The organism is Rhodococcus sp. AB351 (assembly GCF_049538275.1).
GTDB lineage: Bacteria > Actinomycetota > Actinomycetes > Mycobacteriales > Mycobacteriaceae > Rhodococcus.
The window spans coordinates 47232-67122 of record NZ_JBMVFW010000019.1; the positions used below are offsets into that span (position 1 = coordinate 47232).

The following is a 19891-nucleotide window of genomic DNA, read 5'->3' on the forward strand; positions in this document are numbered from 1 at the left end:
TCCTGTCGGGAGATGGGGGAGGGGATGAAGCGGGTCAGGATCGCGGACATCGCATCATGCGTCGCCCTTCCCTTTCTCCGAGTGTCCGCATGGGGAGCGCGGGGTCGGCCGTCCACTCCTCGAGGGATCCGTCGTAGACGGCGATATCGTCGTGGCCCGTCCGGACCAGTGCGAGCGCCACCAGGCAGGCCGAGACGCCGCCACCGCAGTAGAGGATCAGGGGCCGGGAGGCATCGGCGAGGGCCTGCTCGGCCAGCTCGGCGATCCGATCGGTGCTCCGCAGGACGCCGTCGCCGAGCAGGCTCTTGGCCGGCAGGTTCCGGCTCCCGCTGATATGCCCGCGGCGCGCGTAACGAGTGGTGGCGGTGCCTGCGAACTGCTCGGCGTCGAGCGCGCAGACAAGAGTGCCCGGTGCATCGCCGGACACCACGGCGAGCACGTCGTCGCGATCGCGCCACAGGCCGTGGTCGGGCAACCCGGTCCGGGATGTGGTGGCAGTGCGCTCGGCGGCGTCGCCGGTCTCCACGGGCAGGTCGAGCGCGGTCCAGCGGGCGAAACCGCCGTCGAGGACGCGGGCGGAGACACCGATGTTGCGCAGCATCCACCACAGGCGGGACGCCCAGGTCATGCCGCCGTCGTCGTAGATCACGAGGTCGGTGTCGGGAGTCACGCCGAGTTCGGCCAGGGCCGCCGCGAGGTCGTCCGGGGCGGGACGAGAGAAGTGCAGGTCGGTGCCGGGGGCGCTGAATCCGCCGAGCAGATCGGCGTGCACGGAGCCCGGGATGTGCGCGGCGCGCCAGGTCGCGTAGCCGGATTCCGGACGGTAGTCGCCGTCGAAACGGGGCTTCGGAAAGGCGACCGTGGCGTGCAGGACCGTGTGGGCGCCGGGGTCGCTCGCGAGCTCTTCGGCGCTGATCAGCACCTGTTCGTCCCGGAAAGCCGCCTCGGTCACGCGTTGGGTCCTCTCGTCGTGTTCGAGGAGCGACGCTAAACGACGAATAACGTATACGCAAGTATGCGTACGTTGACGGTGGCATAATCGGCGCACGTAAACGGCATGCCTACGGAGGATGTAGATGACCGAGCAGGACGCGACGGCCGAGCTGGAGAGCTCTCTTCTCGTCGAATCGCCCACCGGGCGCGACGACCAGACCTCCAAGCAGTACCTGCGCCTGCGCTCGGACATCCTCGCGGGGAAGTTCCCGCGCGGCGCCGCTCTGCACGAGACCCAGCTCAGCGAGACCTACGGGGCGTCGCGCACCCCGATCCGCGAGGCGCTCAACTGGCTCGCGCACGACGGTCTGCTCGAGCGGGCGAGTCGCGGCTTCCGGGTGCGTTCGGGCACCCCCGAGGACGTCATCGAGATCTATGCGGCGCGCGTCGCGCTCGAATCCGAGGCGGCCGGTGCCGCGGCGATCCGGCACACCGATCTCGACATGGCCCGGCTCGAGCGGCTGCACGATTCGTGCTGCTCCGCCACCGACGACGCCGCGGTGCGCATCGGGAACTTCCGGTTCCACGAGGCGTTGTGGCAGGCCGCGCACAATTCGACGATCATGGCGTTGCTCGTGCGACTGACCACCCAGCTGCGGATCTACGACTCCGGGCCGCCGTCCAACTACGGCGAGCCCGATCTGCTCAACCAGGAGCACGCGCAGATCCTCGACGCGTTGCGGGCGCGGAACGAGTCCGCGGCCCGCGAGCACATGCGTGCTCATCTCGAGCGCAGCCGCGAGCAGCGCATCCGTCTCTTCGCCCGCGGCTGAGCCCTCACTCCTGATCGGACGTGTCGACGTCGCCGGCGAGGATCCGGTAGAGGGATTTCTTGGCTTCGGTGAGGACCGCGTGTGCCGCGGCGACCTCGGCGTCGGAACCGCTCATGGCGACCGACCGAGTCGCGACCTGCAGTTCGCGCAGTGCGAGTCGCAGGTCGGGGGCGCCGGAATCGGCGTCGTGACCGGCGAAGGGGTCGATGAGTTCGTTCCCCGGATCGTCGATGTACGTGCGGCCCGCGTCCGTCAGTGAGACGAGCTTGCGTCCGCCCTCCTTCTCGACCGTGACGAGTCCTTCGTCCTCGAGCTGGGAGATCGTCGGGTAGATCGCGCCGGGGCTGGGGCGCCAGGCGCCGCCGGTCCGTTCGGCGATCGCTTCCATGAGCTGGTAGCCGTGCATCGGCTCGGTGCCGAGCAGGCGCAGGACTGCCGCGCGGACGTCGCCTCGCTGTGCTCGGCCGCGTCGTCCTCCTCGCGGGCCTCCGCGTCCCCGTCCGCCGCCATCGCGGTGCGGGTGGAAGCCGGGTTCGTCGTCGTGCGGGTGGTGTCCGCGACGGTGGGGTCCGTCGGCGCGGAACGGGCCGCCGGGGAGATTTCGATCGTGCATAGCGCGGCGACGGCCGCGGGGATGTTCGTGGGTGCGCATCTGTGCGTCTCCTTCTTTGTCGATACGATCACGATAGATCTCGATATATCGTTAACGCAAGAGTGGTCTCGGCCACAGATGTCGACGGACCGACCTCCGTGCATGTCGGGAGCCGCCGGTACGCTCGGCGCGTGGCTCTGTACCGGAAGTATCGACCTGCGACCTTCGCGGAGGTGGTGGGGCAGGAGCACGTCACCGTGCCCCTCAGCACGGCGCTCGACACGGGCCGCATCAACCACGCCTACCTGTTCTCGGGTCCTCGGGGATGCGGCAAGACGTCCTCGGCCCGAATTCTCGCCCGCTCGCTCAACTGCGAGACCGGCCCCACGTCCACGCCGTGTGGCACGTGCCGGTCGTGCGTGTCGCTCGGCCCGGGCGGTGGAGGCAACCTCGACGTCACCGAACTCGACGCCGCGAGCCACGGCGGTGTCGACGACACCCGCGAACTCCGCGACCGCGCGTTCTACGCTCCGGCCGAGTCGCGCTACCGCATCTTCATCATCGACGAGGCGCACATGGTCACCACGCAGGGCTTCAACGCCCTGCTCAAGATCGTGGAGGAGCCGCCGGAGCACCTCATCTTCGTCTTCGCGACCACCGAGCCCGAGAAGGTGCTGCCCACCATCCGGTCGCGCACGCACCACTATCCCTTCCGGCTCCTCGCTCCCACGGCGATGCGGGGTCTGCTCGAACAGATCTGCGGCCAGGAGAACGTGCCGGTCGAGGACGCGGTCTATCCGCTGGTCATCCGTGCCGGCGGTGGATCCCCCCGCGACTCGCTGTCGGTGATGGACCAGCTCCTCGCCGGTGCCGGCCCCGAGGGTGTCACCTACGAGCGCGCCCTGTCGCTGCTCGGCGTCACCGACGTCGCGCTCATCGACGAGGCCGTCGATTCGCTCGCGGCCGGCGACGGCGCGGCGCTGTTCGGCACCGTCGAGAAGGTCATGGACGCCGGGCACGACCCGCGTCGCTTCGCCGTCGACCTCCTCGAACGCCTCCGCGATCTCATCCTCATGAAGTCCGTCCCCGACGCCGCCGAGCGCGGACTCGTCGACGCACCCGGCGACGTCCTCGAGCGGATGCGCGACGAGGCGACCCGCTTGGGCCCGGCCACCCTCACCCGCTACGCCGAGATCGTGCACGCCGGGCTCGGCGAGATGCGCGGTGCGACGTCGCCGCGTCTGCTGCTCGAGGTGATGTGCGCGCGCATGCTGCTCCCCGCGGCGTCCGACGGGGAAACTGCTGTCCTGCAACGTCTCGAACGACTCGAACAGGGCATCGTCGCGGCTCCTGTCGGAGGTGCCGCGCCGAAGCCAGTGGCAGCACCCGCCGCGCCTGCCGCACCGCCCATCTCGCCCGACGAACCCGCGGCACGTTTCCAGCGTCCCTCCCAGCGCCGGGCAGCCGAGGTGGCACCTGCCGCACCGTCCACCGAGACTGCTCAGCCCCGCGAGGCCGCGCAGCCGCAACCGGAAGTTCCTGCCCAGCAACCCCCTGCCCAGCACGAACCGGTGCAGCCCGAACCGGCCCAGCCGGTACCGACCCCGACGCCGTCTCCCGCCGCCGCGCAACCTCCCGTCGTCCCGGAGGCGCCGCAGCCGCAGAGTGTGCCCGACGAGGTTGCCGCGCAGGAGGTTCCGCCGCCCGCCCCCGAGGAGCCGGTTGCTCCCGAACCCGAACCCGAACCCGCCCGCGCGACAGGCGGTCCCGACGCGGCCCAGATGCGGGGTGTGTGGTCGGAGGTGCGTGCGAAGGTCCGCGAACGCAGCCGCACCGTCGAAGTGATGCTCTCGGGCGCCACCGTGCGGTCGGTCGACGGCACCCGCGTCGTGCTCGTGCACGACTCCGCTCCGCTCGCGAAGCGACTCGCCGACGCGCGCAACGCCACGGTCATCGCCGATGCGCTGAAGGCGGTCTTCGGCGGGGAGTTCGAGGTCACCTGCGTCCACGGTTCCGCTGCTGCGGAGGCGCCTGCCAGAACCCCGGCGCCCGAGAAGAATTCGCGTCCGGCGGGTCAACCGCGTTTCTCCCGGCCGAGTCAGGCGAAGAACGCCGCGGCGCCCGCTCCCGTCGAAGCCCCCGCCCCACCGCAGCGACCGGCGGCGGCACCGTCGGCTGCTCCGACGTTCACACGTCCGTCCGCGGAGAACGTCGACGACATTCCGCCGCCCGAAGCGCCCGACCTTCCCGACGATCCGGGCTCGGGCTACGACGCGCCGCCGCCCGACCCGTCGCAGATGACGGAGGCGGACGTCGAGGAGATGTTCGCCGAGGCCGCCACGCCCGGCGACCCGTCGACGCGCCGCGATCCGGAGGAAGTCGCGATCGAGCTGCTCAAGGACGTGCTGGGAGCGAAACCGCTCGACGAGAAGTAGTCGTACCGAGTCCCAGGTCGCATCGACCGCGTCGGCGATTCGTCTCTGCTGTCGACGGGTATGGCCTCATCATGAACCTGCACGAACTCCTGCGCGCCGTCGAATCCTTCGACGCTGTGGATCGGCCCGCCGAGCGCATCGCGCAGCGCATACGGCGAGTCCTCGACGGCTCCGTCGTCGACGACCTGCTCCGAGGTTCCTGGCTCGGACACCCCGTCCATCCCCTTCTCGTCACCGTCCCGATCGGGTCGTGGGTGTCCGCGGCGGCGTTGGACGCGCTGCCCGGGCAGCGCACCGCGTCCCGGCGACTCGTCGCGTTGGGACTGGGCGCGGCCGTCCCGACGATCGTCACCGGGTACACCGACTTCTCCACGCTGGAGGAGGTCCCTCAGCGCAGGGTCGGCGCGGTGCACGCCGTGTCGAACGCGATCGGGGTGATCTGCATGGCGACGTCCTATCGCGCGCGACGTGCCCGCCACGACCGGGCGGGGACGGTGTGGACCCTGATCGGTCTCGGCGCCGTCGGTGTCGGTGGTGCCCTCGGCGGTCACCTCTCCTACGCCCAGGGCGGGGGAGTGTATCGGTGGCAGCGACCGTCCGAGAGCGTCGATCTTGCAGCCGAACTCGAGGACATCGGCGCGAAGCGCTGAGCGTTCGTCGCCGAGGTTCACAACCCACAGAGGAGGCTGACAACCCTGAGGGTCGACCACCAGGGTTGTGAGCCTCGTTTCTCGGTTGTGAACCCCCGCCTACCGGCACACGGCGGTCAGCGCGATCTCGAGCGGCGCTCCACCGGGCAGGGTGTGGACGCCGACTGCGGTGCGTGCCGGTAGTGCGTCCACACCGAGTTCGCGTTCGATCACGTCCGACGCGCCGTCCGCGACCACCGACAGGTCGACGAAGCCGGGCGCGCTCGCGATGTAGACGACCATCTCGACCGGCCGGAACGACGTGCCCTCCGGCACCGTTGCGCGGATCGCCGCCAACGCGTTGCCCACCGCGACGACCGCGGCGGCCCGGGCCTGTTCGACGGTGACCTCCGCGCCGACCCGTCCGGTGAGGATCAGTTCGCCGTCGCGACGCGGGGTCATGCCCGCCGTGCGGACGGTGTCACCGGCCAGCACGGCCGGGACGTACCGGCCCTGCGGCCGAGGTGCAACAGCAGCAATGTCAGAGGACACCCAGCGCCACCCCCTCCTGTCGTGGATCGCTGCCTCCGGACAGCACTCCGCGGTCGTCGATCGAGATCACCTGTGCGCTTCCGTCTGCGCCCAGTGGTTCGAGCACTTCCACCCGGTGACCGAGTTCGCGCAGTTCGTCGCACACGCCGTCGGCGACGTCGCCTTCGATCCGCAACGCGGTCGGTTCGCCGAGCACGTTGGCGTCCGATCCCGGGAAGACGGTGAAGCGCGGCGCCGAGACCGCCTCCTGGGGGTCGAGACCGTGGTCGAGCAGGTGCGACAGCAACTGCATGTTCCACTGCACCTGCCCGTCGCCGCCGGGCGTGTTGCCCACATGCCGCAGTTCGCCCGCCGAGTCGGTGACGATCCACGCGTTGAGCGTGTGCAGGGGCTTGCGGCGCGGCGCCACCTCGTTCGGATGCCCGTCGATCAGGTAGGCACCGCGACCGAGTCGGTTGTTGAGCACGATGCCCGTACCGGGCACCGTGAGCTTCGCTCCGAAGGTGAACGCCAGCGAATGGATGAACGACACCGCCCGCCCCTCGGAGTCCACGGTGACGAACGACGTCGTGTCCCCGGCGGAGACCGAGAAGGCCTCGGCGAGTGCACGCTCTTCGATCCGTGCGCGACCGGCTGCGATGTTCGCGGGCTCGAGCACCCGTGCGACCCCGTCGTTGTCCGACGAGCACCAGCGGAGCCTGTCCTCGAAGGCGACGGTGGCCGCGCGGGCCATCCGGTCGATCGACGCCGCGCCGAGCACAGGGTGGGTACCGAGCGCGTCGTCGCACAGGGCGGCCTGGTGCAGGACCATCCATCCCGGCGTCGGGAGCGGGGTCTGGTGCACGACGTGCCCCGCATAGGTGCCGGTGAGAGCCGCCTCCGCGTCCACTGCCGCCCCGGCCTGCCATTCGTCGCCGCTGAACGGTGCTCCGCCCCCCTGCAGCGTAGCCACGCAGCGCTCGGCGAGCGTGCCGGTGTAGAACGAGCCCGGATCCTCGGCCAGCGCACGGATCGTGCGGGCCAGATCGGGCTGGGGAAGCACGTCGCCGAGGCGCGGGACGTGGTCGCCCGGTGTGTACACCGAGGCGAGTCCGGCGTCGCCGCGGATCGCACGCAGCGCGACCTGCACATCGGTCCGGGTCTTCGCCGAGCACGGCAGGCCGCTCTCGGCGATCCGGGCTGCCGGCGCCCACAGTTCGGGCAGCGACCTGCTCGCTCCCCGCCGGTGCAGTGCGGCCAGCGCGGCGGGCGCGCCGGGGACGGCGACGGCGAGCGCCCCGTCGAGCGGGATCGCGTCGAGTCCCCGCTCCCGGTAGAAGTCCGGTGTGCCGCCGTCGGGTCCGTAACCGCTGCCGTTGACGGTCCACACCGACCCGTCGGGCTCGCGGACCACGGCGAACGCGTCACCGCCGATGCCGCACTGGCCGGGTAGCGTCAGCCAGGTGACCGCTGCCATCGCCAGGGCCGCGTCGACGGCGTTGCCACCGTCCTCGAGGACGCGGACCCCGGCGAGGCTCGCGAGTGGATGACTGGACGCGACCATGCCTCCGGTCGCGAGCGTCGCCGGTCGTGTCGCGCGCCGGGTCATGCCGACCGCATCCGACGTCGACGGGGTCCTTCCGGCGGCTCGGCGGGGTCGATCCCGACGAAGATCTCGCCGTCGCGCTCCTCGCACGGATAGGTCTTGATGGGTTCGGTGGCCGGCGGGCAGATCGGCTCGCCGGTCTCGAGGTCGAATGCGCTTCCGTGGCAGGAGCATCCGATGCCGTCCTGGACGAGCTTGCCGGACGACAGCAGGCAGTCGAGGTGTGAGCAGTAGTTGGACGTGGCGTACGCCTTGCCGTCCAGTCGGGAGATGGCGAACTCGTAGTCCTCGGCGTAGAACCGGCGGACGATGCCTTCGGGCACCTGCCCGGATCGGGCCACTCGCTTGAACTCCATGGTCTTTCCTCCAGGCTTGTCGAGGGTCGGTGTCGCCGGTCAGGCGTCGGGGGAGAGGTAGACGGTCTTCTCGGACTGGTAGAACTGCATGAGCGTGGGGCCGGCCTGTTCCTTGAAGGTCTGCGTGCTCGACTGCTTGTAGCCGCCGAACGGCGCGTTCATGGCCATTCCCGTGGTGGGCTGGTTGACCTTCACGAGTCCGGTCCGCGACCCTGCGATGAATCGCTGTGCGGCGGACAGGCTCCGGGTGACGACGGAGGCGCTGAGCCCGAAGGCGGTGTCGTTCGCAAGGGCGAGGGCCTCGTCGAAGGAACCGGCGCGCTGGAAGGCCAGGACCGGGCCGAAGATCTCATCGGTCAGCAGGCGCATCCCCGGTGCGGTGTCCGCGAAGACCGTGGGCCGCACGAAGAATCCGCCACGCAGCGTGTCGTCCTCGCATCGCACGCCGCCGCACACCAGCCGTGCGCCTTCGTCCGTGCCGATGGTGACGTACTCGAGGAACTTGTCGAGCTGACCGCGACTCGCGAGCGGGCCGACATCGACGGCGGCACCCGAACCCGGTCCCACCCGCAGGGCGCGGGTGCGTTCGGCGACCTTCTCGAGCAACTCGTCGTGGATCGCGTCGACGGCGACGACGCGGCTGGTGCCGGTGCACGCCTGGCCCGACAGTCCGAAGGCGCCCTTGACGATCAGTGCGGCCGCCGCGTCGAGATCGGCGTCGTCCAGGACGACGACGGGGTTCTTGCCGCCCATCTCCAGCTGTACGCGCCGGTCGGGGCCGACGCTGCGGTGGATGGCGCGTCCGACCTCGGTGGACCCGGTGAAGGTCACCGCGGCGATCCGCTCGTCGCCGGAGACTGCCGCACCGGCCTTGCCGTCGCCCTGTACGAGTGCGATCGCGCCGGCCGGCAGACCACCGGCGAGCAGGGCCTCGACGAGTCGCTGTCCCATCAGCGGGGTGATCTCGGACGGCTTGAACAGCACCGTGTTGCCGGCGGCGAGCGCGGGCCCGAGCTTGCGGGAGGGGATGTTGAGCGGGAAGTTCCACGGCGTGATCGCACCGACGATCCCGATCGGTTCGCGCACGGTGTAGACGGTGGTGGAGCCCGGACCGGGGAAGGTCGCGCCGGTGGCGCGCAGTGCCTCACCTGCGTAGAAGCGCAGGTTCATGGGGGTGCGGCTCACCTCCATCGTGGCCTCGGCTCGGGTCTTGCCCTCTTCGCGGATCAGTTCGTCGACGAGTTCGGCCGAGCGTGCCGCGAGATGGTCGGCGGCTGCCTCGAGGATCGCGGCGCGACGTTCGGGCGGGGTGGCGGCCCATTCGGGTGCGGCCTTGTCGAGGGCGTCGACGGCGTTGCGGACGTCGATGGCGTCGGAGTCCGGGAAGGTGCCGATCAGATCGGTCTCGTCGGCGGGGTTGCGGCGTTCGAAGACCGCGCCGGAGGCGGCCGGTACCCAGTTGCCGTCGATGTGGTTCAGTCCGGTGATCGTCATGCGGGCTCGACCTCCTCGTACATCTCCCACAGATCGGTGTCCTCGTCGGCGAGCAGCGCTGCGTCGACCCTGCGGCCGATGAGTTCGCGGGCCGCCATGATGTCCTCGCCGCGGTCCATCGCGAAGGCGGCGGTCAGAACGTCGCCGGCGAGGTAGAAGACCGAGAACTCTCCACTGTCGGTGTCCCCGCGGACGACGAGTTCGGTTGTTCCGGAGGCTGATCCGGCGAACTGAATGTTGGAGTCGTACTGATCGGACCAGAACCAGTGCGGGTCGTCGGAGAGCGACTGCCGCCCGACGATCGTGTCGGCGACCACCGCCGCCTGGCGGTTCGCGTTGTCGAAGTGTTCGACGCGCACGTGCCGGCCTTCGCGCGGGGAGAACCGCTTCGCGACATCGCCTGCCGCGTAGATGTTCTCGACCGAGGTGCGCCCGGTGGCGTCGACGACGATCCCGCCGTCGACGGCGAGTCCGCTCGCCGCCGCGATGTCGGTGTTGGGGACGATGCCGATGCCGACGACCACGGCGTCGGCCTCGACGATCCCGCCGGTGGTGGTCTCGATCCGCACACCGCGATCGGAAGTGGTCACCGACGCGACGCCCGTGCCGGTGCGCAGGTCGACACCGTTGCGGCGGTGCAGTTCGGCGCAGTGCCGGCCGACCTGCTCGCCGAGGATGCCTCCGAGAAGGTGTTCGGCCTGTTCGAGGACCGTCACCGTCACCCCGAGAGATTGTGCGGTCGCGGCGATCTCGAGTCCGATGAAGCCGCCGCCGACGATCGCGAGACTCGAACCCGGGGTCAGGCGGGCTGCGAGGGCGGTCGCGTCGTCGAGGGTGCGCAGGTAGTGGACGAGATCGGGCCGGGAACCGGTGGTGGCGAGGGTGCGGGGGCGTCCGCCCGTGGCGAGGACGATCGCGTCGGCGGCGATCTCGCCGCCGTCGAACTCGACGGTGCGGGTCGCGGTGTCGATGCGCTGGACCGACACGCCCGTGCGGATGTCGATGTCGTTGGCGTCGAGCCATTTCCGGGTCAGCAGTGCGAGGGAGTCGATTCCTTCACGACCCGCGAGGAATTCCTTCGACAGGGGCGGACGCTGGTAGGGGGCGTGCTGCTCGTCGCCGAGCAGCACGATGCGTCCGTCGAAGCCGCGGCGGCGCAGGGTGCGTGCGGCGACGGCGGCGACCTGGCCGGCGCCCACTGTGACTACGGTGCGAACGGTCATGCCGTGCACTCCTTTCCGGATGCGGCCGGTGCCGGACGCGGGGTGAGGTCCACGAGGACGGTCTCGTCGCGCACGAGGACGGGATAGACCGGCTGGCAGAGGTCCTGGTCCTCTTCGTATCCGGTCTCGAGATCGAAGCGCCACTGGTGGCCGGGGCAGATGACCCGGCCGTGCAGGAGCGTGCCCTTCACGAGCGAACGGTCCTGGTGGATGCACAGGTCGGCGAAGGCGTAGATGCGGTCGTTCGCATGGAACAGTGCGATCGCGAGGCCGTCGACCTCCACGCGGAGTTTGCGGCGGCGGGTCACCTCTTTCACCGTGGCGACGGCGACCCAGGTCGGGGACTCCGCGGCGGTGTCGGTGCCGGCGGTCCCGCTGCCCATGATTTCGGTGGACATGCTTCTCCTTCGCTCGTGTGCGAGAACGGGAGCGGAAGCCGCGAGCGACTTCCGCTCCCGCGCATCGGATCAGGCGGACGCCAGCTCCAGATCGGGGGCGACGTACGTGTCGTACAGGCCCTTCGTGTACGAGAAACGCATCTCCGCTCCCCAGCGGACGAGCTGCAGGCAGCGCTGCTGCAGCTGCGGGGTGTCCGCGCAGTCCAGGACGATCTGGTAGCCGCGCTCACCGTGCACGACGTCCGAGGTGATGTGCAGGTCGAAGAACTCGATCTCGTCCTCGGTGAAGCCGTACACCTCGCGGAGCGGGACGATCTGCTTCTTGTAGATGCTCGGCACCTGGGATTCGAGGCCCACGACCAGGGCCGCGGTGGCGACGACGAAGTGTTCGCGCTGCGACACCGCGTAGCACCAGGCCTGCAGTCCGCGGGTGACCGCGTTCATGTTGTTCGGATCCTCGACGCGCTCCTTGGTGGTGCCGCACGCCTCGGCGAACTTGATGAGCAGGTCGGTGTGCCGGATGTCGGCCAGCTCCTCCTCGTACATGTTCTGGAGGGTGAAGTCCTTGGCGTCGGTGAAGTGATCGGGGGTGTTGGAGTAGATGTTCGCCAGGTAGTCGGCGAAGGGGCCGACGTAGTGGTAGTGGTTCTCGGCCCACCGGGCGAAGTGGTGCTTCTCGAGCTTGCCCTCGGCCCACGCCTTGCTGAACGATGCGTTCTTCGCCTCGCGTCCCTTGATGGCGTCTTCGAGTGCGGCGCGGAATTCGTCGCGTCCGAGCAGTTCGGTCATGATGATGCCTTTCGATGAGGAGGTCGTGCGGGGGATGCGATCAGGTGTTGATCGCGGAGGTCAGAGCTTCGAATTCGGCGATCATGGCGGCGCCGACCGCCTTGTCCTGCTCGCCGTTGCCGCCGCTGATGCCGACGGCGCCGACGATCTGTCCGTCGTAGACGAGGGGGAAGCCGCCGACGAAGATCGCGAACTTCCCGGGGAGCATGTGGCTGATGCCGAATGCTTCGTTGCCGGGGAGGGCGGGTCCGTTGGGACCCTCGTTGAACAGGTGGGTGGCGCGCTGGTGGCCGGCGGCGGTGAACGCCTTCGCCATGGCGATCTCGACGCCGGTGAGGCGGGCGCCGGGAAGCCGGTGCAGAGCAATGACGTTCGCGCTCTCGTCGCAGACGCAGAGGGTCTGCTTCACGCCGATCTCCTCGGCCTTCGCGCGGCCGGCGGCCAGCAGGGGGAGTGCGTCGTCGAGGGTGATGCGGTGGATTCGATGCATTGGTCTCCACTTTCGAAGTCGGGTCGGAGAGTCGGACGATTCCTGGTCCGCGTCGGGATCCGTGTGCGTCCCGCCGATGCCGCGTCGCTGAAGTGTCGGCGGGTGCCGGAGCGGTGGAGCGGTGTGTCCGGCGTGGCTCATTTCTAACAGGGCCGTGCGCCGATGGGGACGGTCAAGATCACCGTTGTTTTCGGGATTCGGTGTACACAGTGCACATGTGTCTGGGACGCATGACTCTGGTAACTGGTGTAGAAAGTGCACACCGCCACGGTGTCAACGGGTCCACCCCCTCACGGCCCGCCGATGCTCCCGATGGAAGCAGGTCCCCATGGAATCGAGCCCGCGTCTGACAGTCCGAGGACTGCTCGACGAACCGCTCATGGAGGGCGCCCGGGTCGTGGATCGGGAGGCCGATCTCGACCGGGCGCTCACCTGGGTGCTGCCGTTCGGCGAGGTCGTCGGCCGATTCGACGATCTCACCGGTGTCGCCGTGTACATGCGGCCGGAGGCACTGGCCGACAGTGCGCACGCCCTGTCCGCGCTCGCGGCCCGCGACGCGGCGGCACTGGTCGTCGACGGCGCGGTGCCCGCCGGAGTGTCCTGGCCGGCGGGACTGGTGGTGATCGAACTCGACCTGCCCGTCGGATTCGCGGCACTCAACCGGTTGCTCGCGGAGCGGTCGCTGATGCAGGAAGTGCACGTCATGCGCTATTCCGCGCACGTGCACTCGACGCTCGCCGGCCTGCTGCACCGCGGCGCGGGACTGAACCTGCTCGTCAAGGAGGTCTCGGCGCTCGCCCAGCATCCGGCGATCGCGCTCGACGCGCGCGGTCAGGCCGTCGCCTTCCACGGTGTGGATGCCGCTCGGGCGGAAGAGATCTCGGGGATCCTGCACAAGCAGCTGTCGACGGTGACGGCCGCGGATCGTCACGCGCACCACGACACCCGCGTGCTGGAGGAGGTCGTCGGAGGCGCACCCTGGACGTGCACGGCCAGCACCATCCGGCTCGGCAAACGGTTCGAGGGCTGGGTGGTCGTTCTCGCCTCGGGCGCGTCTCCCGGACCGCACGAACTGGCCCAGCACGCGGTCGTCACCGAACAGGCGACGGCGATCATCGGGTCGGAGATGCTGCGGCAACGCAGCGTCGACGAGGCCGAGGAACGGGCCCGCGGCGATTTCGTGCAGGCGCTGGTGCACGGCAGTTTCACCAGCCAGCACGACATGCAGGCCCGCGCCGAGTACCACGACATCGACCTCACCTCGTCGTTCGCGGTCTTCGTCGCGCCCGGTTACGGGGAGAACCCGGCCGGCCCGGGCGGCGACGAATCCGGTGGACTGTTGCGGTTGGCCCGGTACGCCGCCAGCGTCCTGCCCCATCCGTCGGTGCGCTCGTACGTCACGGTGATCGGCGACGTCCTGGTGGTGGTGCGGTCGCTCCGCTACCGCGACCCGCGCGACGTCGAACTCGAGATCGCCGAATACGCCGACGCGGTGTCGCAGGACCTGTCCCGCCGGCGCGTGCGCCCGGTGCCCGTCGCCCACGGCGCTCCGGCCGTCGGCGCGGACCAGATCCGCGAGAGCTACCGGCAGGCCCGTGTGGCACTCGGCATCGGGCAGCGGCTCGGCATGTCGGGTTCGGTGGCGTACCGCGACCTGCGGGGTTACGGCGTGCTCGAGCTGGTCGCCGAGACCGATCGCAGCCGCAGGTTCGTCGGCGACGTGTTCGGGTCGCTCAAGCCCGGCACCGACCTGTACGACACCCTGTCGGCCTATCTCGCGGCCGGCGGGAACGTCAACGCGGCGGCGCGGGAGCTGTCGGTGCACCGCAACACGATGCTGTCGAAGCTGGACCGGATCTCCCGCGCGATGGGGATGGACGTCCGGCTGCCGGAGAACCAGTTCACGGCCTGGCTCGCCGTTCGCCTCGAGCTTCTCGACCGGCTGCGCACCTCGGTCGAGAACGAGATCAACTACCGCTGAGAGCGGTCGACTCGGAGCCGGTCGCGACGTGATCCTCGGGGTCGGCCCCCAGGAACGACGCGGCGAACCCCGCGCACACGACCACGGCGCACACCGCGAAGAGCGGTCCCACCGTCCACGAACCGAGCGCGACGGTCACCCACGCCGCCCCGACGGCCGAGCCGCCGAACCGGATCAGGTTGAACACTCCCAGCCCCGTTCCGCGCTCGCCCGCCGGAGAACGCGTCGAGCCGGCGGCCGCGGGGGTCTGCACGGCGGCGATACCGGCGCCGGTGATCGCGAGGACGGTCGCGACGAGCCACAGGCGCGGTTCGTCCGCCGAGAGGACGACGGCGAGCGCGATCTGACCGACGAGGAGCACCACCAGTCCCGCCCGCAGTATCCGCCGTGCGCCGACGCGGTCGACGGTGCGGCCGACGACCGGTGCGAGGACCGCCATGACCGCGGGCAGCGCGAACAGGATGGCCCCGGCCGTGGCTGTCGACGCGCCCGTCGCGTGCAACCGCAGCGGCACCGCCAGCAGAGCCGCGCCCAGGCAGAACATCTGCGCGAAGGCGGCGGCTGCGCTCCGCGCGAACCTGCTCTCGACCAGCAACCGGACGTCGACGAACGGCACGTCCGCGCGGAGGCAGTGCACGACGAAACCGACCAGTACGACGATCGAGACGGCCAGTGCGATCCCCGCGACGGACGTGGGAACACCCGCTTGTCCGAACATGCTCAGTCCCAGCACGACTCCGGCGGAACCGAGCGTCAGTGCGATCGCACCGGGCACGTCGAGGGTCATCCGGCGTCCGGGGAAGATCGGGATCCAGCGCAGCGTTCCGGCCAGTCCGATCAGTGCAATCGGGATCATCGGGACGAAAACCCATCGCCAACCCCAATGTCCCGCAACGAAACCGCCGAAGGTGGGGCCGATGGCCTGACCGAGTCCGTTCACGGTGGCCCACGCGCTCACCGCGCGTGCGCGTCTGTGCGCGCCGAACAGCCACGCGATCAATCCCATGACCGCGGGAGCGAATGCGGCCGCCGCGACTCCGCCGAGGGCGCGCCAGACCACGAGGATCTCGAGGGTCGGCGCGGTCGCGGCTCCGGCAGCGCAGATCGCGGTGCCGAGCAGGGCACCGCAGTAGACGCGACGCCGACCGTATCGGTCACCGATGTACCCTGCAAGGGGCATTGCCGCAGCAAAAGTGAGAAGGAAGCCGACGGCCAGTAGTGCGCCGTCTTCGAGGCTTGCGTCGAAGTCGGAAAGTATCTGTGGCAGTGGGACATTGATGATGTTGTTGCTCAGTGTCCCGACGAGGGTTCCGGCGAGCAGAGCGGACAGTGCCAGGGGAGTACCCGTATCCGTCTCGGCTGCCGGCGCTGCCGGTGTATCGGTGCGAGTGGTCATCGAACTCTCCGGAACCTCGGGAAACTGCGCGGCACGGTTCGTACCGTCGAACCACTTTCGCACTGCGCTACCGTCGGATGCATCGCCATCGCGGAGTGAAGCTGCACATCGGATCCGGGGGAACCGGTGCAGGGTGCACATTCGACGACGTCGTGAGGGCGGCGCGGGGCGCGCGACACATGTTCGTAGCAATATTTCACATCCGAGCGCCTCGTCGTCACGAAATCGCAAAAGTGGAACACAGTGCACAGCTAGCGTGGCGGGCAATGTGCACCGTTCTCGTTGACCGAGCACGGGCCGTAGCGGAAAGTTCCCCCAATACATCGAGTTCCCATTCACCGTCCACGAACACAGCCCGACTCGTTCCACCCCCCTGTCGAAGGAATCGCCTTGGACGTACAACTCACCGCCGCGCACTGGGTCTACCTGGCCGGCATCCTCGTCATCCTGGCCACCATGGCCCTGCGGAAGAACATCGTCGTTCCTGCAGTCGTCGCAACCTTCCTGACCGCACTGACATTCTCCGGCAGCATCGTCACGGGACTGTCGGCCATCTTCAACGCGAGTCTCGTCGCGGCGAAGGAACTGTTCAACATCTTCCTCATCATCGCGATGGTCACGGCCATGCTCGGCGCGCTGCGCCAGCTCGGCGCCGACCGGATGATGGTCGCGCCGTTCCGGCGGGTCATGCGTGCGGGCACCAGCAGCTTCCTCGTCCTCGCCGCGGTCACCTACGTGATCTCCCTGTTCTTCTGGCCCACCCCGGCCGTGCCCCTCGTCGGCGCGGTGCTCATCCCCGTCGCGATCCGCGCGGGCATGTCCCCGCTGTCGGTGGGCATGGTCATCGCGATCTGCGGTCAGGGCATGGCGCTGTCCTCGGACTACATCATCAAGGTGGCGCCCGGTATCTCCGCATCGGCGGCCGGCGTCGAGGCCGACGCCGTCGCGGACAAGGCCATGGTCCTGTCCCTGATCGTCGGCGGCACGGCCCTGCTGATCACCTACCTCGTGCAGAAGCGGCACTGGCGTGCGCCGTCCCCCGACCTCCTCGTCGAGTGGGAGGCCGAAGCGGACCGCGGCATCGGCGACACCCGTGGCGACGACTCCTCGGGCGGCGGCTCCCGTCCTCCGCGTCGGCCGGAACCCGCCGGTGGCCCCACCGGCGGTGGCGGAGAGCATGCGGCGACGGCCACGGCGGTGCTCGTGGCGCCGTCCGACCCGGTCGCCGACCCCGACGCCGAGGCGGAGAAGGAGCGCCGCGGTACCGCGAAGGCGTTCGCGATGCTCGTGCCGCTCGCCTACCTCGCGTTCATCGTCTACCTGATGCTGGGCAAGTTCACCGAGGTCGTGCCGCCGCTGCAGGGTGGTGACGCCGCCGCGATCGTGGGTGGGATCGCAGCGCTGATCCTCTTCGCTGCCGCAGCGTCGACCGACCGCGGAGGTTTCCTCGAGACCACCTCGGATCACCTCGTCGACGGTCTGGTCTTCGCCTTCAAGGCCATGGGCTGCGTCCTCCCGATCGCCGGCTTCTTCTTCATCGGCAATCCGGAGTTCGCGGGACCGATCCTCGGCATCTCCGCCGACGCCGCAGGCCCGGCGATCCTGTTCGACCTCGTGACCACCGTGCAGGCCAACCTTCCGCAGAACGCCTTCGTCACGTCCTTCGGCATCCTGCTCATCGGCCTCGTCGCCGGACTCGACGGATCCGGATTCAGCGGACTGCCCCTCACCGGTGCGCTGTCGGGTGCTCTCGGCCCGGCCGTCGACGTCGACCCCTCGACGCTCGCGGCGATCGGTCAGATGGGCAACATCTGGGCCGGTGGTGGCGTCATCATCGCGTGGTCCTCGCTGGTCGCGGTGGCCGGTTTCGCCCGGGTGCCCGTGCTCGATCTCGCCCGCAAGTGCTTCCTGCCGGTGATGGCGGGACTGATCCTCTCGACCGTCTTCGCAGTCCTGGTGTTCTGACGAGGGCGCGTGTTCCGACGGAAGCGACCGGGTCCCTGCTTCAGGGGCCCGGTCGTTCCGGCAGGGTCAGGATCCGGTAGCCGAGTTCGTGGAGACGGCGATGCTCGGTCCAGCGTTCCCGGGTCCACGCCGGCTCGGTGTGCGCGGCGATGACGGCCGCGGTGGTGGAGGCGTGCAGGTCGAACTCGAGGTCGCGGCGCAGTTCGGGCAGCTCGCGCGCGTCCGTCGACGCGGCGATCCTCGTGACGGCGTCGCGGACGCGCCCGTCGGCGAAGACGAGGACGCGGCGGTGGGCCCGGGGGAGCACACCCCACAGCACCGCGAGCGCGACGAGGACGCCGACGACGGTCTCGAGGAACCGATCGCGCGCGACCGTCACCAGATCGCCGGGGGCGCCCAAACCACCGAGGACGACGACGAGCGGGGTGATGAAGACCATCGCCAGGCCGTAGTTCCGCACCAGGAACATCTCGGTGCCGGCCATCACCGCGGCCAGCACCGCGACGAGGACGACCCCACCGGGATGGAAGGGCGTCAGAGAGGCCACCAGGACGAGTCCGAGCACGGTGCCGAGGAAGCGGTGCGCCGCCCGGTAGGAGCCGAGGATCCGGTCCGGTCCCTGATGCAGGATCATCGCGGCCGTGATGACCGCCCAGTCGGGGCGTCCGACGCCCAGCGCGATGGCGATCGTCCCGGCGACAGGTCCCGCGACGAGCAGGCGCACGGCGATCGTCGCCGACCGGCTGCGCAGGTGCGCGGCGCGCGCGAGGCGGTACCGCACGGAGGGACGTCGCAGCGGGGTCCGCAGTCGCAGATCGTCCTCGGGAACCGCCTCGTCCCGCGGCCGCTCGTCCAGTGTCTCCGCGCATCGGAGGTGGGCCGCGCGCAGCGTCTGCTCCAGCGGATGCCCCGAGTCGACGAGTCCGGCGTCGTGCAGGCACTGCCAGGCGGCGTGCAGGTCGTGGACCGCGGCGCGGCGATTGCCGGGTGAGTTCTCCTCGAGGACCGCGTCGACGGCGGCGACCGCAGCGGCCACCGCCGTGCGTTCCGGAGTTCGCGGCCGGAACGGGGCGCCGGACAGGGAGACCACGACGGCCGTCCCCGCGCCGATCGCCGTCCAGGCCGAGACCGTCGGGACGGACACTCCCAGCGCGGGGAGAGCGGACGCGATCTCGAGGGACAACAACATCAGGAAGGCGCCGGGCGCACCCATCCGCAGCGCGTCGACGACGAAGGCGCACACCGCGACGGTCGCGGTCATGGCCGCGATGACCAGCAGGTACCACCACGCCGACCCACCCTCGGCCAGCTCGTGGTGGACCACCGACCCTGCGAGGGCACCGATCGTCGCCAGTGTCACGAGCACCGTCCCGATGACGGCGACCGCTCGGGCACGGACGCGATAGGGGCGTTGCTCGCCGTAGACGACGGCGAAGGCGCCGAGTGTGGCGATGGCGGAGACGGCGCCGAATCCGAGGGCGACGCCCACGAGACCGGGTACCGCGACGGTGGCGGCTGCGCGTGCGGCGCCGGGCCACCGGCGTCCCTGCCGCGGAACCGACAGCATCGCGGTCCGCAACGGGGCGGGCGTGGGCAGCGGCAGGTCGACGACCCGATGATCTCCGCTCGCTTCCGCCACGTCGTATCACCTTAGGAACCGGCGGGCCGGCGTTTCCCGTCGGCAGGCGCGCATGAGGCGCAGGTCACTGGGTCGGTCCGTCGAATTTCCCGACGGAATATTCGACGGGTAATTCGTCGGCGTTCGAATTGCGAACGCATCGAATTCGCCGGTGGAAAATGCGTCGACTCGCATATTTCTCGTAAATGGGATAGAAGAGGGGAGCGCCTGTTTCGAAGTCGGGAGAAATTCACCCGGCCCCGTGAAAGGACATTCCATGACACTCAATGTTGTGCTGTTGTTACTGGTACTGGCTGCGGCCTTCGCGTCCGTCGCCGCTCTCCATTCGGCGGACGAGCGCCGCACCCGCCATCCCTGAGTGAATTCGTGACGACGCGGATCCGTCCGCTCACGGAGATATCCGCGTTGCACTGTCCGATCGAGGGGGAGGTCGTGTGCGTTTTCGTCGGGAGAATCGCACACAACCTCCCCCTCGTTCGTCGTGCCCGGGGATGGCGCGAACGGTGGTCCCGGAAGGTCGGGACGGCCGTCCCTTCCACCCGGGACACCGGGCACCGGATCGTTCCTTCCACGACGCGCAGGGCGTCGCACCGATCCGAAG

17 protein-coding genes are annotated in these 19891 nt (G+C 69.7%); 5 read left to right on the forward strand and 12 right to left on the reverse strand.

The window, feature by feature from the left end; genetic code table 11:
- Positions 1 to 34 precede the first annotated feature (34 nt).
- Complete coding sequence (locus tag ACPCXD_RS21670; protein ID WP_423661121.1) at positions 35 to 952, reverse strand: sulfurtransferase; 918 nt, start codon at positions 950 to 952, stop codon at positions 35 to 37.
- Between the two features lie 124 nt (positions 953 to 1076).
- Here ACPCXD_RS21670 and ACPCXD_RS21675 point away from each other — a divergent pair, with 124 nt between their 5' ends.
- Positions 1077 to 1766 (forward strand): GntR family transcriptional regulator, encoded by a 690-nt coding sequence (locus ACPCXD_RS21675; RefSeq protein WP_258260807.1) that lies wholly within the window; start codon positions 1077 to 1079, stop codon positions 1764 to 1766.
- Positions 1767 to 1770: 4 nt separating this feature from the next.
- Here the strand turns inward: ACPCXD_RS21675 and ACPCXD_RS21680 are convergent, their stop codons facing one another.
- Complete coding sequence (locus ACPCXD_RS21680; protein ID WP_423661122.1) at positions 1771 to 2418, reverse strand: PadR family transcriptional regulator; 648 nt, start codon at positions 2416 to 2418, stop codon at positions 1771 to 1773.
- Between the two features lie 131 nt (positions 2419 to 2549).
- On the opposite strand from ACPCXD_RS21680, the gene ACPCXD_RS21685 reads away from it, so the two are divergent.
- Together ACPCXD_RS21685 and ACPCXD_RS21690 are read left to right on the forward strand one after the other, a co-directional pair.
- Positions 2550 to 4793 carry a DNA polymerase III subunit gamma and tau gene (locus ACPCXD_RS21685; RefSeq protein WP_229566840.1) on the forward strand — a complete coding sequence of 748 codons (2244 nt, stop codon included), beginning with the start codon at positions 2550 to 2552 and terminating at the stop codon, positions 4791 to 4793.
- Positions 4794 to 4864: 71 nt separating this feature from the next.
- Positions 4865 to 5443: a DUF2231 domain-containing protein gene (locus ACPCXD_RS21690; protein WP_088899627.1), complete on the forward strand. Its 579-nt coding sequence runs from the start codon at positions 4865 to 4867 to the stop codon at positions 5441 to 5443.
- 99 nt (positions 5444 to 5542) lie between these two features.
- Here ACPCXD_RS21690 and ACPCXD_RS21695 read toward each other — a convergent pair whose 3' ends face one another.
- The 8 genes from ACPCXD_RS21695 to ACPCXD_RS21730 form a co-directional block, all read right to left on the reverse strand.
- Complete coding sequence (locus ACPCXD_RS21695) at positions 5543 to 5974, reverse strand: RidA family protein (RefSeq protein ID WP_229566842.1); 432 nt, start codon at positions 5972 to 5974, stop codon at positions 5543 to 5545.
- Positions 5964 to 7562, reverse strand: coding sequence for a gamma-glutamyltransferase family protein (locus ACPCXD_RS21700; protein ID WP_229566843.1), 1599 nt, complete (start codon positions 7560 to 7562; stop codon positions 5964 to 5966). Before ACPCXD_RS21700 ends, ACPCXD_RS21695 begins: the two co-directional genes overlap by 11 nt.
- Complete coding sequence (locus tag ACPCXD_RS21705; RefSeq protein WP_006552493.1) at positions 7559 to 7915, reverse strand: Rieske (2Fe-2S) protein; 357 nt, start codon at positions 7913 to 7915, stop codon at positions 7559 to 7561. Before ACPCXD_RS21705 ends, ACPCXD_RS21700 begins: the two co-directional genes overlap by 4 nt.
- Before the next feature lie 39 nt (positions 7916 to 7954).
- The gene (locus ACPCXD_RS21710; protein WP_088899625.1) at positions 7955 to 9409 is read right to left on the reverse strand and encodes an aldehyde dehydrogenase family protein; all 1455 of its coding nucleotides are present in this window, start codon (positions 9407 to 9409) and stop codon (positions 7955 to 7957) included.
- Positions 9406 to 10632: an NAD(P)/FAD-dependent oxidoreductase gene (locus tag ACPCXD_RS21715; RefSeq protein ID WP_088899624.1), complete on the reverse strand. Its 1227-nt coding sequence runs from the start codon at positions 10630 to 10632 to the stop codon at positions 9406 to 9408. Before ACPCXD_RS21715 ends, ACPCXD_RS21710 begins: the two co-directional genes overlap by 4 nt.
- Positions 10629 to 11030, reverse strand: coding sequence for a Rieske (2Fe-2S) protein (locus ACPCXD_RS21720; protein ID WP_024102767.1), 402 nt, complete (start codon positions 11028 to 11030; stop codon positions 10629 to 10631). Before ACPCXD_RS21720 ends, ACPCXD_RS21715 begins: the two co-directional genes overlap by 4 nt.
- 69 nt (positions 11031 to 11099) lie before the next feature.
- Positions 11100 to 11819 (reverse strand): iron-containing redox enzyme family protein, encoded by a 720-nt coding sequence (locus tag ACPCXD_RS21725; RefSeq protein ID WP_006552489.1) that lies wholly within the window; start codon positions 11817 to 11819, stop codon positions 11100 to 11102.
- A 40-nt stretch (positions 11820 to 11859) separates the two neighbouring features.
- A complete protein-coding gene (locus tag ACPCXD_RS21730; RefSeq protein ID WP_423661123.1) occupies positions 11860 to 12309 on the reverse strand; it encodes a GlcG/HbpS family heme-binding protein in 450 nt (149 codons plus the stop codon).
- Positions 12310 to 12637: 328 nt separating this feature from the next.
- Here ACPCXD_RS21730 and ACPCXD_RS21735 point away from each other — a divergent pair, with 328 nt between their 5' ends.
- On the forward strand, positions 12638 to 14290 hold the full coding sequence (locus tag ACPCXD_RS21735) for a PucR family transcriptional regulator (protein WP_229566846.1): 1653 nt from the start codon (positions 12638 to 12640) through the stop codon (positions 14288 to 14290).
- Here ACPCXD_RS21735 and ACPCXD_RS21740 read toward each other — a convergent pair.
- A complete protein-coding gene (locus ACPCXD_RS21740; protein ID WP_423661124.1) occupies positions 14277 to 15749 on the reverse strand; it encodes an MFS transporter in 1473 nt (490 codons plus the stop codon). The two genes, ACPCXD_RS21735 and ACPCXD_RS21740, sit on opposite strands and share 14 nt — an antisense overlap.
- Before the next feature lie 327 nt (positions 15750 to 16076).
- On the opposite strand from ACPCXD_RS21740, the gene ACPCXD_RS21745 reads away from it, so the two are divergent.
- Complete coding sequence (locus ACPCXD_RS21745; protein WP_016691028.1) at positions 16077 to 17651, forward strand: TRAP transporter large permease; 1575 nt, start codon at positions 16077 to 16079, stop codon at positions 17649 to 17651.
- Between the two features lie 40 nt (positions 17652 to 17691).
- Here the strand turns inward: ACPCXD_RS21745 and ACPCXD_RS21750 are convergent, their stop codons facing one another.
- The gene (locus ACPCXD_RS21750) at positions 17692 to 19290 is read right to left on the reverse strand and encodes an FUSC family protein (RefSeq protein ID WP_145690992.1); all 1599 of its coding nucleotides are present in this window, start codon (positions 19288 to 19290) and stop codon (positions 17692 to 17694) included.
- Positions 19291 to 19891 lie beyond the last annotated feature (601 nt).